The organism is Acidiphilium sp. JA12-A1, from assembly GCF_000724705.2.
GTDB lineage: Bacteria > Pseudomonadota > Alphaproteobacteria > Acetobacterales > Acetobacteraceae > Acidiphilium > Acidiphilium multivorum.
On record NZ_JFHO01000004.1, the window covers coordinates 104,344 to 117,473 of the forward strand.

At 64.9% G+C, this 13,130-nt stretch carries 12 protein-coding genes; 5 read left to right on the top strand and 7 right to left on the bottom strand.

Features of this window, described 5'->3' with window-relative positions:
• Positions 1-122: 122 nt before the first annotated feature.
• Both glnA and RT91_RS01160 read right to left on the bottom strand, forming a co-directional pair.
• Positions 123-1,556 carry a type I glutamate--ammonia ligase gene (gene glnA / locus RT91_RS01155; protein WP_007422507.1) on the bottom strand — a complete coding sequence of 478 codons (1,434 nt, stop codon included), beginning with the start codon at positions 1,554-1,556 and terminating at the stop codon, positions 123-125.
• An 82-nt stretch (positions 1,557-1,638) separates the two neighbouring features.
• Positions 1,639-1,977 (bottom strand): P-II family nitrogen regulator, encoded by a 339-nt coding sequence (locus RT91_RS01160; RefSeq protein WP_012040513.1) that lies wholly within the window; start codon positions 1,975-1,977, stop codon positions 1,639-1,641.
• A 281-nt stretch (positions 1,978-2,258) separates the two neighbouring features.
• Between RT91_RS01160 and RT91_RS01165 the strand changes: the two genes are divergently transcribed.
• From RT91_RS01165 to RT91_RS01175, 3 genes are read left to right on the top strand one after another with little or no spacing between them, the layout of a single operon-like run.
• Complete coding sequence (locus RT91_RS01165; RefSeq protein WP_007422509.1) at positions 2,259-3,434, top strand: aminotransferase; 1,176 nt, start codon at positions 2,259-2,261, stop codon at positions 3,432-3,434.
• Positions 3,435-3,471: 37 nt separating this feature from the next.
• Complete coding sequence (locus RT91_RS01170) at positions 3,472-4,326, top strand: carbon-nitrogen hydrolase family protein (RefSeq protein WP_012040515.1); 855 nt, start codon at positions 3,472-3,474, stop codon at positions 4,324-4,326.
• Positions 4,323-5,084: an NAD kinase gene (locus tag RT91_RS01175; protein ID WP_007422511.1), complete on the top strand. Its 762-nt coding sequence runs from the start codon at positions 4,323-4,325 to the stop codon at positions 5,082-5,084. The genes RT91_RS01170 and RT91_RS01175 overlap by 4 nt, the downstream gene beginning before the upstream one ends.
• Positions 5,085-5,592: 508 nt before the next feature.
• Here the strand turns inward: RT91_RS01175 and RT91_RS01180 are convergent.
• Both RT91_RS01180 and RT91_RS01185 read right to left on the bottom strand, forming a co-directional pair.
• The gene (locus tag RT91_RS01180; protein ID WP_240314137.1) at positions 5,593-6,105 is read right to left on the bottom strand and encodes a GrpB family protein; all 513 of its coding nucleotides are present in this window, start codon (positions 6,103-6,105) and stop codon (positions 5,593-5,595) included.
• 36 nt (positions 6,106-6,141) lie between these two features.
• Positions 6,142-7,125, bottom strand: a complete 984-nt coding sequence (locus RT91_RS01185; protein ID WP_035185224.1) for a malate dehydrogenase — start codon at positions 7,123-7,125, stop codon at positions 6,142-6,144.
• Positions 7,126-7,221: 96 nt separating this feature from the next.
• Between RT91_RS01185 and RT91_RS01190 the strand changes: the two genes are divergently transcribed.
• Both RT91_RS01190 and RT91_RS01195 read left to right on the top strand, forming a co-directional pair.
• Positions 7,222-7,809 carry a regulatory protein RecX gene (locus RT91_RS01190; RefSeq protein WP_035185226.1) on the top strand — a complete coding sequence of 196 codons (588 nt, stop codon included), beginning with the start codon at positions 7,222-7,224 and terminating at the stop codon, positions 7,807-7,809.
• A gap of 47 nt (positions 7,810-7,856) precedes the next feature.
• Positions 7,857-8,162 carry a hypothetical protein gene (locus RT91_RS01195; protein ID WP_007422515.1) on the top strand — a complete coding sequence of 102 codons (306 nt, stop codon included), beginning with the start codon at positions 7,857-7,859 and terminating at the stop codon, positions 8,160-8,162.
• A gap of 38 nt (positions 8,163-8,200) precedes the next feature.
• On the opposite strand, the gene RT91_RS01200 is transcribed toward RT91_RS01195, so the two are convergent.
• From RT91_RS01200 to tssH, 3 genes are all read right to left on the bottom strand, one after another.
• Positions 8,201-9,142: a LysR family transcriptional regulator gene (locus RT91_RS01200; RefSeq protein WP_007422516.1), complete on the bottom strand. Its 942-nt coding sequence runs from the start codon at positions 9,140-9,142 to the stop codon at positions 8,201-8,203.
• A 798-nt stretch (positions 9,143-9,940) separates the two neighbouring features.
• Entirely contained in the window at positions 9,941-10,426 is a 486-nt protein-coding gene (locus RT91_RS01205; protein WP_035185228.1) for a type VI secretion system tube protein Hcp, read from the bottom strand.
• A 29-nt stretch (positions 10,427-10,455) separates the two neighbouring features.
• Positions 10,456-13,104, bottom strand: coding sequence for a type VI secretion system ATPase TssH (gene tssH, locus RT91_RS01210; RefSeq protein WP_035185230.1), 2,649 nt, complete (start codon positions 13,102-13,104; stop codon positions 10,456-10,458).
• Positions 13,105-13,130: the final 26 nt, after the last annotated feature.

The window sequence follows — 13,130 nt, forward strand, 5'->3', positions numbered from 1 at the left end:
TTCCGACTGGAATTCCTAGATGAAATGCGATGGGCAGGCAACAAATCGACCCGCACCACAATCGGGGGAGACCGGTCCGGCATGCCGGACCGGTCTCCGATGATCATTCGTATCCGACCGGATCAGGCCGAGTAATACATTTCGAACTCGACCGGGTGCGGCGTATGCTCGAAGCGGTACACTTCTTCCCACTTCAGCGCGATATAGCTCTCGATCTGTTCCTTGCTGAACACGTCGCCGGCGAGCAGGAAGTCATGGTCGGCGGCAAGGGATTCCAGCGCCTCGCGGAGCGAGCCGCAGACGGTGGGAATGCCCTGGAGTTCTTCGGGGGGCAGGTCGTAGAGGTTCTTGTCCATCGGGTCGCCCGGATGGATCTTGTTCTTGATGCCGTCGAGCCCGGCCATCGCCATCGCGGCGAAGGCCAGATAGGGGTTCGCGGTCGGATCGGGGAAGCGGACTTCGACGCGCTTGGCCTTCGGGTTCGTGGTGTAGGGAATGCGGCAGGAGGCCGAGCGGTTCCGGGACGAGTAGGCCAGCAGCACCGGCGCCTCGAAGCCCGGAATCAGCCGCTTGTAGCTGTTCGTGCTCGGGTTGGTGAAGGCGTTCAGCGCCTTGGCGTGCTTGATGATGCCGCCGATGTAGTAAAGGCAGAGCTCGGACAGATCCGCATAGCCATTGCCGGCGAAAAGGGGCTTGCCGTTCTTCCAGATCGACTGGTGGGTGTGCATGCCGGAGCCATTGTCGCCATAGATCGGCTTCGGCATGAACGTCGCCGTCTTGCCGTAGCTGTGGGCGACGTTGTGGACGCAGTATTTGTAGATCTGCATCTGGTCGGCCATCTGCACCAGCGTGCCGAACTTGGTGCCGAGCTCGTGCTGGCTCTGCGCCACCTCGTGGTGGTGCTTCTCGATCGGCAGGCCCATCTCGCCCATCGTCGAGAGCATTTCGGCGCGCAGGTCGCTCTCGGAGTCGACCGGCGGAACCGGGAAATAGCCGCCCTTCACCACCGGGCGGTGGCCCATGTTGCCTTCCGGGTAGTCTTTCAGCGAGGAGCCGGGGCCTTCGATGCTGTCGAGTTGGTAGGTGCCGAAATTGCCGCCGGTGCCGAAGCGCACGGAGTCGAAGATGAAGAACTCGGCTTCCGCGCCAAACAGGATGGAGTCACCGACGCCCGAAGCGCGGACATAGGCTTCGACCTTCTTGGCGGTCGAGCGCGGGTCGCGCGAGTAGGGCAGGCCCGTCGAAGGCTCCAGGATGTCGCAGAAAATGACCATGCTCGGCTTCGCCGCGAACGGGTCCATCACCGCGGTTTCAGGATCCGGCATCAGGATCATGTCGCTCTCGTTGATGACCTTCCAGCCGGCGATCGAGGAACCGTCGAACATGATGCCGTCACGGAACGCGTCCTCGCCCATCGTCGAGATGTGCTGGGCGGTGTGATGCCACTTGCCGCGCGGGTCGGTGAACCGCAGGTCGACATACTCGACCCCGTTCTCCTTCATCATGGCCATCACCTTGCTGATCGCATCGCCGCTACCGGCGGGCTTCTTCGCCATTGTCGTCCTCACTGCTGGTCATTGTGCGGGCCCGCCCCATGCGGTTCCGCTCTCGTTGGGTTTGAAGGAAGGTTTGAAAGAGTCAGATCGCCGCTTCGCCCTTTTCGCCGGTGCGGATGCGGATGACTTCCTCGATCGTCGAGACGAAAATCTTGCCGTCACCGATGCGGCCCGTGCGCGCGGCATTGGTGATGGCCTCGATCGCGCGTTCGGCAACGGCATCCTCGCAGATCACCTCGATCTTCACCTTCGGCAGGAAATCCACAACATATTCGGCACCGCGATAGAGTTCGGTGTGGCCCTTCTGCCGCCCGAATCCCTTCGCCTCCATCACCGTGATGCCCTGAAGCCCGACCTCGTGCAAGGCTTCCTTGACCTCGTCCAGCTTGAACGGCTTGATGATCGCTTCGATTTTCTTCATCCGGTTCACGCCCGATCCGAGACGGGCACCCTCCTTGTTGCGGTTTATCCCGGCGAGCAGATGCGCGCACCGGCCATCCCGGCCGGCACGAAATTTTGATGCATGCACCGTGCCAATATCGCTTGGCCATTGCTGCACGTGCATTGCCTACCGGGGCGGCAGAAGTCGTGCCTAAGGAAACAGCAATTACTGCCCACGAATCAAGCCCGGTCCGCTAAACCCCTTGCCCTTCCGCCCGGCGTCGCGATAGTGCGGAGGCCCAGTCGTACGGAGTGAGACGCGTGAAGTTGCCCAACCAGCTGCTCGACAATATCGGCACGACCATCTTCACCATCATGTCCGCGCTCGCGGTCGAGCATGGGGCGATCAATCTCGGCCAGGGATTTCCCGATACTGATGGCCCGGCAGACGTGATCGAGGCCGCTGCCGCGGCGCTGCGTGACGGGCGCAACCAGTATCCGCCGCTGACCGGCGTGGCCGAACTGCGCGAAGCGGTGGCGGCGGCGAACAGGCGTTTCTATGGAATCGAGGCCGATCCGGCGCGCGAGGTGGTGGTGACCTCCGGCGCGACCGAAGCGATTACCGCAAGCCTGCTCGCCCTGCTCGATCCCGGTGATGAGGTCGTGCTGATCGAACCGCTCTACGATACCTATCTGCCGGTGGTGCAACTGGTGGGGGCGACGGCCAGGCTCGTGCGGCTCAACCCGCCGGACTGGGCGCTGCCGCGGGCCGAACTGGCGGCCGCGTTCGGGCCGAAGACAAAGCTGCTGCTGCTCAATTCGCCGATGAACCCGACGGGCAAGGTATTCACTCGCGAAGAGCTCGGCTTCATCGCCGACCTTCTCGTCAAGCATGACTGCTATGCGGTTTGCGACGAAGTTTACGAGCATCTCGTTTTCGATGGACTGCAGCATATCCCGCTGATGAGCCTGCCCGGCCTGCGCGAGCGCTGCGTGCGCATCGGCAGCGCCGGCAAGACGTTCAGCCTGACGGGCTGGAAGATTGGCTATGTCACTGCGCCGGCGCGGCTGGCGGGGGTGATCGCGCGGGCGCACCAGAACCTTACCTTCACCACGCCGCCCAACCTGCAGCGCGCGGTGGCGGTGGGGCTCGCCAAGGACGATGCCTATTTCGCCTCGCTCGCGTCCGATCTCGCGGCGAAGCGCGACCGGCTTTCGGAAGGATTGCGGCGGATCGGCTTCGGCGTGCTGCCGAGCCACGGCTCCTATTTCGTCACGGCCGATTTCGCGCCGCTCGGTTTCAACGGCGACGATGCCGATTTCTGCCGGCACATCACCGAACACGCGAAGGTGGCTGCCATTCCGGTTTCCGCGTTCTATCCGGGCGAGGCGCCACGGCATTACGCGCGGTTCGCCTTCTGCAAGCGCGAGGCGGTGCTGGATGAGGCCGTGGAACGGCTCGCGGCCCATTTTGCGGCACGACGGGCGGCCGAATAGTGCGCTTGCCTGCGCTCGGCACCTGGCGCACGATAGAGTGATGCAGGACGATACGCTTCGCCTCTCCGTCATCCAGATGACGCCGGGCGCCGAAAAGGGCGCCAATATCGCCCAGGCGCGAGGGCTGATCGACGCGGCCGTTGCCGCCGACCGGCCTGGCCTCGTGTCGTTGCCGGAGGTCTGGAGTTGCCTTGGTGGCGACCGGGCGGCCAAGACAGAGGCCGCCGAGGTGCTTCCCGCGGCGGGATCGGGCGAGACGGGCGGCGACGCCTATGAATTCCTGCGCGAGACCGCCAGGCGTCACCGCATTCATGTCCATGGCGGTTCGATTGGCGAGCAGGGTGGCGACCGGCTTTACAACACGACCCTTGTATTCGACCCGGACGGGCGGGAAATCGCGCGTTACCGCAAGATTCACCTGTTCGACATCACGACGCCGGACGGGCAGGGCTATCGCGAGAGCGCGACCTATGGCGCTGGTGATGCGGTGGTCACATGCCGCATCGGCGGGCTCACCGTCGGCCTGTCGATCTGTTACGATATGCGCTTTCCTGAACTTTATCTCGCCCTGCACCGTGCTGGGGCGGATCTGATCATGGTGCCGGCGGCTTTCACCTTGCAGACCGGCAAGGATCACTGGGACGTTCTGCTCCGTGCCCGCGCCATCGAGACCCAGTGCTGGATCGCGGCGGCGGCCTGCGTCGGCCCCCATCGCGACGGCCGCGGCGAGACACGGTTCACCTATGGCAATTCGCTGATCGCCGATCCTTGGGGCAGCATCGTCGCCCGCGTTTCCGACGGACCCGGTTTCGCCACCGCGCGGATCGATCCCGCCCGGGGTGCGAAAGTGCGGCGCGACATGCCGGTTCTCGAACACCGCAAGCTCGCTTGACCCGTATTCATTTCACCGCAGCCTCGACCGAACAGGCCCAGGACGCGCGGGAGCGGCTGGTCGCGTTATACGGCGATTCCGGCCCTGAGGCGGCCGAAGTGGTCGTGGCGCTTGGCGGGGACGGGCTGATGCTCGAGACCATTCACCGGATGATCGACCGCGAACTGCCGGTCTATGGCATGAATTGCGGCTCGGTCGGCTTCCTGATGAACGATTTCGCCGAGGCCGACCTGCCGGCGCGCATTGCGCGCGCGCAGAGCAACGACATCCATCCGTTGCGGATGCATGCCGTGACCTCGACCGGCGCCGTCGAGGAAGCGCTCGCCTTCAACGAGGTGAGCCTGCTGCGCCAGTTGCGCCAGGCGGCGAAGATCCGGATCTCGATCGATGGCAGGGTGCGCCTCGCGGAACTGATCTGCGATGGCGTGCTGGTCTCTACCCCGGCGGGTTCGACCGCCTATAATCTTTCCGCCCACGGGCCGATCGTGCCGCTCACCGCCAATCTGCTGCCGCTCACACCGATTTCGGCCTTCCGGCCGCGCCGGTGGCGAGGGGCGCTGCTGCCGTCGAACAGCGAGATCCTGTTCGAGATTCTCGAATCGGAAAAGCGGCCGGTGGCTGCCGTGGCCGACTTCACCGAGGTGCGGCGGGTCATATCAGTGGCGGCGAGCGAGGATCGCTCTGTCTGCGCAAGGATCCTCTCCGATCCGGATCGGGCCCTGTCGGAACGGATCATCCGCGAACAATTCACCGTCTGATCGTCGGGTCCCGGGCCGAGGGAACCAGCGTGCCGAGTTCACGCGAATTGGGGCACCCCTCGTGCAGCATTCGCCATGATCGGTGTCGGCTATGGCGAAATCAAGGCAGTAATTGGACAATGGTGTCAAATTGATAGGCTTTATCGTAATCAAATTTTAAGTAGAACTAAAAGGCGGTCAGTCATACCTCATCTCGGCAGGCAAATTATTGTTGTATTATCAAAAGGAGAATTCCATGCCGCTTTACGGAAAGAGGATTCTGTTCATGCGTAATCCAGGCTGCCGGCTTGTGGCCATTGCAGGTCTTGCCGCCGCAGGGGTAACGCTGGCCGGCTGCGGCGGCCCACCTCCGGTTCGGTCCACGACCACGACCACCGAACAGACCACGACAGCACCGCCATCGCCGATGGCGCCGCCCGGCGCGGCGACGACCACGACAATAAGGCGGTCCGTTACGACGACTCATGAATGACCGCCTCACGCGGCGGCACGGCCGTCGCGCCGGCGCTCAACGGCTGACGTTCATTCGTGCCCGCTGCATGGCGGCCTGGATGTGTTCGGACTTCGCGGCGGTGTAGCCGTTCCGGTCGTCGCGGAAGCGGATCGCAAGATCGCGCTTCAGAGTTTCGTAGGCGACGCGCTCGGCGGCATCTGCGCGCAGCAGTTCACGGAAGACGAGGGTATCCCACATGGCGCCATCGAGGAGAGCCATGTGCAGGTGGTGTGTTCGCCGAACGGCGGCGGGCGGCAGACCCTTGATGAACATGATCCGGTCGGTGAAGGGATTGCCGGTCCAGATCGTGTAACCGTGGGGTGCGAGCAGGGGAGACGCGATGGTCCTCGCCTCTTCGACATCCCGAACGCCGGCGAGGATGTCGATGACTGGTTTCGCGGCGATACCGGGCACCGCGGTGCTGCCGATATGCTCCATGCGCACGATGAATCCGGGAGGCAGCACCCTTTTCAGCAGTCGGGCCTCGGTCTCGAACATGCCGGGCCAGGCCGGATCGTATTCGGCCATTTCGACATGATCCATGCGCCGAGGCCCGGCGGTGGTTCAGGCCAGGAGGTGCGCGATCGCCTCGCGTTCTTCCTTGAGTTCGTTCAGCGTGATGTCGAGCCTGGACTGTGCGAACGCGTCGATCGCGAGGTTCGGCACCCGGGTAACGACACCTCCCTGGGTGGTCACGGGCACGCCGAACATGATGCCTTCGGGGATGCCATAGCTGCCGTCGGAGGGAATCGCCATCGAGACCCAGCGGCCATCCGAACCGACCACCCAGTCGCGCACCTGGTCGATGGCGGCATTCGCGGCGGACGCCGCCGAGGACGCGCCGCGGGCTTCAATCACCGCGGCGCCGCGCTTGCCGACGGTGGGAATGAAGACGTCGCGGTTCCAGGCCTCGTCGTTGATGGCTTCGGCGAGCTTGCGGCCGCCGGCTTCAGCGAAGCGGTAGTCCGGATACATGGTTGGGGAATGGTTGCCCCAGACGATCAGCTTGCCGACATCACCGACATTGACGCCCGCCTTGGCCGAGAGCATCGAGGCGGCGCGGTTGTGGTCGAGCCGGATCATCGCCGAGAAGCAGTCCGGCGAAAGGTCAGGCGCGGATTTCATCGCGATATAGGCATTGGTGTTGGCCGGATTGCCGACGACCAGCACGCGCGCGGAGCGCTTCGCAACCTCGTTGAGGGCGCGGCCCTGAACCGTGAAGATCTCGGCGTTGGCGCCGAGCAGGTCCTTGCGCTCCATGCCCTTGCCGCGCGGGCGGGCACCGACCAGGAAGCCGATGTCGATATCCTTGAAGGCGACCTTCGGATCATCGGTCGCGACCATGCCGGCGAGCAGGGGGAAGGCGCAGTCCTCCAGCTCCATCATGACGCCGCCGAGCGCGCCCTGCATCTGCGGCAGGTCGAGAAGGTGGAGGATCACCGGCTGATCGGGGCCGAGCAGCGCGCCGCTGGCGATGCGGAAGACGAGCGCGTAGGCGATCTGCCCTGCTGCGCCGGTGACAGCGATGCGGACGGGGGACTTGGCCATTGATTCACTCCTTGCTGTTGCGCCGCACTATCTCCCGCTGGTGCCCCTGGTCAAGCAGGCTTCCGGTCTGACCGTGCTGCATGGCAGGATGGGGCCATGCAGCGCCACGCCCGCAAGGCCGAAAAATCACTTCCGAAGCCGCCGGATGAGGCGGCATTGCGTGAAACTGCGCTGGCCCATCTTGCGCGGTTCGCGGCGACCGAGGCCGGTCTTTCCCGGGTGCTTTCCCGGCGGATCGACCGCTGGGCGAGGGCGGCGGGAGAGGCGGGACTCGCGCCGGAGATTATCGATTCCGCGTTGCGCGCGGCCCGTGAAGCGGTGCCTCGCGTGGTGGCGGCGATGCGCGGTGCGGGAGCGGTGGATGACGCGGCCTTCGCCGAGTCCCGCGCGCGACGGCTGATCCGGCAGGGCAAATCGCGGCGGGCGGCGCTTGCCCATCTTGCCGGCAAGGGAGTTGATGCCGCTCTGGCGGCACGCCTGCTGCCGGCTGATCCGGCGAGCGATCTCGCCGCCGCCTGTGCCTATCTGCGCCGCCGCCGTCTGCCGCCCTTTGGGCAGGGCGGCAGGGACCGTGCTCTTGCTTCCCTCGCGCGCGGCGGCTTCTCCCGCGACGTTGCCGAACGCGCTCTCGATCTTGAACAAGCCCAGGCGGAAGCATTGGTCGAGGGGCTGCGCCGCGGCTGAAGGTTACGCCGAGGGCGCAATTCATCCGGTCGAATTATGAAAGAAATGTGAAAATCAGCATGGCTGATTTGGGCTGGCTGCGCCATATCGCACTGCAGCATGGGCGGGCACCAAGCCGCCTGCCTTCGTCGTTTGCCAGTATTCGGAGTTTGATCGTGCAGAAACTGATTGCCGTCGCATCCTTTGCGGTTGCGCTGCTGGCCGGCTTCGGGTCCGCGTTCGGCGGGGTTCGTCTGGCAAGGGCGTTGCCTGCGTTGCCGGGTCAGCCATCGCTGGCCCTGACCACGACCTACGGGCCGGTTGAGCCCGTTCTCATGCATTCGGCCCGGCGGCAGGGTGTGGTCGGCCACTGAATGCGACTATCCGTGCCCGATGGGCAGGCCGCGACCCATCAGTCGAAAATAGGTGCCTGAGGCACCCCGGCGAGACCGGATGTGGACTGCAGGAACGGTGTGTGCTCGAATTCCTCGCGCAGGAAATCGAGGATGGCGCGGGTGCGTGCCGGCACATAGCGGCGTGACGGCAGAATTGCATGGATTTTCACCTGCATCGGCACGAAGGCGTCGAGGACGGTAATGAGACGGCCGGCGGCGACATCGTCGATCGTGGTCAGGCGCGGCAGCAGTGCGATTCCAAGACCGGCGCGCGCGGCGCGGCGCACCGCCTCGCTCGAGTCGACATGGAACCGTCCCTGCACATTCACGCTTTCCTCGACCCCATCGCGCGCGAAACGCCATTCCCGGTCAGCCCCCGGCCGGGTGTAGACGATGCATTCGTGCTTCAGCAAATCCCGCGGGGTTTCCGGTGCGCCGCGCGCGGCGACATAGGCGGGCGAGGCGACAAGAACCGAGGTTGCCGTGCCGAGAACCCGGGTGATCACGCTGGCTTGGGTCGCTTCGGCGATGGAGATCACCAGATCGAGTCCTTCCTCGATCAGGTCGAATGCCCCGTCGCGCATCTTCAGGTCGAGCGAGATTTCCGGGTGCCGGGCGAAGAATTCGGGCAGGCGGGCGGCGAGGTAGAGGCCAACGGCGGTGGGCACGCCGAGGCGGACCTGCCCGGTCGGGGTCTTGCGCGCGCTGCCCACACTGGCATTCGCCGCGTCCATGGCGTCCACGACCGCCTTCGCATGTTCGAGATAGGTCTGTCCGTCCTCGGTCAGTGACAGCCGGCGCGTTGTCCGCTGGATCAGCCGGACACCGAGTTGGTCCTCCAGAGCGGCGATCTGCCTGGAGATTACCGGTTGCGACGTGTTGAAGTCCCGGGCCACGGCCGAAAACGACCCCCGCTCGGCAACCCGGATGAAAGTGTTGATCAGGGAAAGCTGGTCCATCGCCGGGGCCTCTGCTCGAATCAGTACTATTTTTGTATGAGATAAAGTCCGGCGCAGGAATAACCACTTGCGACTGACATGAATATTTACATCACGTCATGGAAGCCCCTCGTTTTCCGCGTTTCGCCGCCGTGGCGCTCGATCGCCCAATCGATGCCGCCTTCGCATTACGCATGGAGCTCGCGGCCTGCTGGCTCTCTATGTGGCATCGCGCTCGATTCCGACACGCACCGCTGGGCCGCCTGGACGGTCCTGGCGGTCAGTAATCCCGTTGCTCGATAATGCCTTCGTCAACGGCTTGCCACATGGCCGGCACGGGCATGATCGCCAGCATGCAGGGCAAGATTTGAGATCATGCCCATGCCGGCAATGCGGCGATGAGTGTGCCTGATGCGGCGGAGACGGGTGGCCGCCTATTTTTGAGGAAACCGGGCTCAGAAGCATCCGCCGCGGGGTGCCGGTGCGCGTCGCACTATGGCCGGACCCGGCCAGGTTCCACACGGGTACTCGAGGCGATCGGTCCGGGAATCGCGGTCACCGATGCGCGGGGCACGGGGGCTGCCGCGCGCCGATCCAATGTATTCGTGGGTGCGACTTTCGCTGCGCATTCCGGTCCATATCGCGTTGGACCGCATTCCGCCGGGCAGATTTCTTGCGGCGGGTATGATCGCCACGGTGACAGTCGGGAAGAAGGACGGCGGGGCGAAAGAACCTGCCCGTCAGGCAATCGGAACAGGGCCGATTCCATTTGGCAACAACCGCTGCCCGGCGCTTGCAGGCCGGGCAGCGGCAAGCGGTTCAGCTCATGACCATCGTGCCGAGGTTGAAGTTCACCACGCTCTGCGGGCCGGCCGTGCCGTCATCCTTCATCGGATTGTTGGTGAAGGAGATCTCCGAGTAGTTCAGCGACAGCGATTCCATCGGCTTGCCGTCGCCACCCGCGGACATCGAGAGGCCGGAGAGGATGACATCCTTCATGCTGATCTTCATGTATTGCTGCGCGCCCGAGCCGCTCGTGCCGGTGCGGGTGAAGACGATATCGACATTTTGCACGTTGCCGCTCAGCGCTTCCTTCAGCAGGTCGCCGCTCGCGACGTCGTAATCCTTGGAGACGGTGATTTCCGACAGGCTCGGCAGGCTTGCCTCGCGGCCCTGCTTGCTGCCCGACTGCATCGAGATGCCGCGGCCGACACCCCACTGGCAAGACCCCAGCTCGATGTAATTCTCGAAACCCTGGGTCGTGACGTCGCCGTTGATAGAGCCGTATTTCATGTAGATAGCCATTGGTCCTGCTCCTGGTGCTGGGTTGGTCGTTAAGCCTGATTGATGGTGTAGCGGAACATCCCGTCTTCGGATGTGCCCACCGTCACGCGGGAAATCATCTCGCCTTCGGCAAGCCTGGCCAGAACCTCGGCCGAGAGTTCGGGCAGCAGCGTGCGGGAGAGGATGTTTTCCACGTTGCGCGCGCCCGAGGCCGATTCCTTGCAGCGTGCGGCAATGGTTTCGACGAGCGCGGGCTCGTAGGTGAATTCGGCCTTGTAGCCCTCGCGCACGCGCTTCGCGATCTTGTTGAGCTGGAGCACCACGATCTGGCGGATCACCTCGTCGGAGAGCGGGAAATAGGGGACGATGGTGACGCGGCCGAGAAAGGCGGGCTTGAAATATTTCAGCAGCTCCGGCCGCAGCGCCTCGGCGAGGGCGGCGGCGTCCGGCGCGGTTTCGGGATCGGCGAAGAGCTTCTCGATCAGGTCGGTGCCGGCATTCGACGTCATGATGATGATGGTGTTCTTGAAGTCGATGTCGCGGCCCTCGCCGTCCTTCATGTTGCCCTTGTCGAACACCTGGAAGAAGACGTCCTGCACGCCGGGATGGGCCTTTTCCATCTCGTCGAGCAGCACCACCGAATAGGGGCGCCGGCGCACCGCCTCGGTCAGCACGCCGCCCTCGCCATAGCCGACATAGCCGGGCGGGCTGCCCATCAGCAGGCTGACCTTATGCTCTTCCTTGAACTCGGTCATGTTGATGGTGGTCATGTTCTGCTCGCCGCCATAGAGCAGGTTGGCGAGGGTAAGCGCCGTTTCGGTCTTGCCGGTGCCGGAGGTGCCGACCATCATGAAGACGCCGATCGGCTTGCGCGGGTCGGTGAGTTTCGCGCGCGAGGTGCGGATCGCCTGGGCGACCGCCTCGAGCGCATGGGGCTGGCCGACGATGCGCTGCTCCATCGCCTCCTTCAGCTTCAGCACCGTGTTGATCTCGTCGGACTGCATGCGCCCGGCGGGAATGCCGGTCCAGCTCTCGACGATCTCGGCGACGGCCTGGCCGTCGACCACCGGGAAGATCAGCGGGTTCTCGCCCTGCGAGGCCTTCAGCGCCGCGGTCTTTTCGGCGAGGCTGGCGCGCAGCGCGTCCTTGTCCTCCGCGTTCGCGTCGTCTTCCAGCCGGGTGCGCAGCTCGGCGATGTCGCCGGCGAGCTGCTTCTCGGTCGCGAAGCGGGCCTCGAGCTCGGCGAGTTCGGCGACCAGCCGCGCACGCTCCTCGATCAGTTCGGCCTCGCGGGCGGCGTGATCGCCGCCGCTGGCCATCTCACGGCGGAGGATGCCGGTTTCGGTGTCGATCAGGTCGATCCGGCGGCGGCGATCCTCGATCGGGGCGGGTTCGGTCGCCTGGCTCATGCCAACGCGGGCGCAGGCCGTGTCGATCAGCGAGATCGCCTTGTCCGGCAGCTGGCGTGAGGGAATATAACGCGCCGACAGCCTGACGGCCTCGCTCACCGCCTCGTCGAGGATGCGGACCTTGTGGTGCTTCTCGAGCGTGCCGACGAGGCCGCGGATCATCGCGGTGGCCATCGCCTCGGACGGCTCCTCGACCTTGACCACCTGGAAGCGGCGGGTCAGGGCGGCGTCGCGCTCGAAATATTTCTTGTATTCGGCCCAGGTCGTCGCCGCGATGGTGCGCAGCTCGCCGCGGGCGAGGGCGGGCTTGAGCAGGTTCGCCGCGTCGTTCTGGCCGGCCTGGCCGCCGGCGCCGATCAGCGTGTGCGCCTCGTCGATGAACAGGATGATCGGCTTCGGCGAGGCCTTCACCTCGTCGATCACCGATTTCAGCCGGTTCTCGAACTCGCCCTTCATGCCCGCCCCGGCCTGGAGCAGCGCCATGTCGAGCGTGCGCAGCGTGACGTTCTTCAGCGCCTCCGGCACGTCGCCCTGGGCGATCTTCAGCGCGATGCCCTCGACCACCGCGGTCTTGCCCACACCTGCCTCGCCGGTGAAGATCGGGTTGTTCTGCCGGCGGCGGGTGAGGATGTCGATCGCCTGGCGGATTTCGAAGTCGCGGCCGAGGATCGGGTCGATCCGGCCGGCGCGCGCGCGGGCGGTCAGATCTTCGGTGAACTGGTCCAGCGCCGCCGAGCCGCCGGGACGGGGCGTGCCGTCATCGGTGCCGCCCGCAGCCGGCGCGCCATCGGTCGCGCGGGTCGCGGTCTGCGCCTCGATGGAATTGGCGGTGATGGCGTTGAAGTCGCGCTTCAGTGCGTCCGGCTGGATTTTTGCGAAATGGCTGGAGGCCTCGCGGGCGTGGCGGGCCAGGGTCTCGTCGGCCAGCAGGGCCCAAAGCAGGTGACCCGAGCGCGTGCGGCTCAGCCCGTGTTCGACCGATGCCAGCAGCCAAGCCTGTTTCGCGAGCTCGACGACTTCCGGTGACAGGGCCGGGGCGCGGGCGTTGCCGGTCTTCATCCGGTCGAGCGCGCGGTTGAGATCGATCAAGAAACGACCGATATCGATCTCGTAATGTCGAAGAATAAGCGGAATGTCGGTGTCGGTGCCATCGGCGAGCTTGAGCAGCCAATGTTCGATTTCGACGTTGTAATGGCTTCGCGACAGCGTTAGGCCGGCTGCGGCCTCGAGGCTGCGGCGGCAGTGGTCGTCGAGGCGGGCGATCAGAGATTTGAGATCGATAGCAGCCATGACGCTCCCCGGCATTGTTCGGCACG

What these genes read in the sequence shown, in the direction of transcription:
- RT91_RS01180 (WP_240314137.1), bottom strand. Translation starts at nt 6,105, where the DNA reads ATGGCCGAATACGATCCGGCCTGGCCCGGCATGTTCGAGACCGAGGCC.
- tssH (WP_035185230.1), bottom strand. Translation starts at nt 13,104, where the DNA reads ATGGCTGCTATCGATCTCAAATCTCTGATCGCCCGCCTCGACGACCAC.
- glnA (WP_007422507.1), bottom strand. Translation starts at nt 1,556, where the DNA reads ATGGCGAAGAAGCCCGCCGGTAGCGGCGATGCGATCAGCAAGGTGATG.
- RT91_RS01160 (WP_012040513.1), bottom strand. Translation starts at nt 1,977, where the DNA reads ATGAAGAAAATCGAAGCGATCATCAAGCCGTTCAAGCTGGACGAGGTC.
- RT91_RS01190 (WP_035185226.1), top strand. Translation starts at nt 7,222, where the DNA reads ATGCAGCGCCACGCCCGCAAGGCCGAAAAATCACTTCCGAAGCCGCCG.
- RT91_RS01185 (WP_035185224.1), bottom strand. Translation starts at nt 7,125, where the DNA reads ATGGCCAAGTCCCCCGTCCGCATCGCTGTCACCGGCGCAGCAGGGCAG.
- RT91_RS01205 (WP_035185228.1), bottom strand. Translation starts at nt 10,426, where the DNA reads ATGGCTATCTACATGAAATACGGCTCTATCAACGGCGACGTCACGACC.
- RT91_RS01200 (WP_007422516.1), bottom strand. Translation starts at nt 9,142, where the DNA reads ATGGACCAGCTTTCCCTGATCAACACTTTCATCCGGGTTGCCGAGCGG.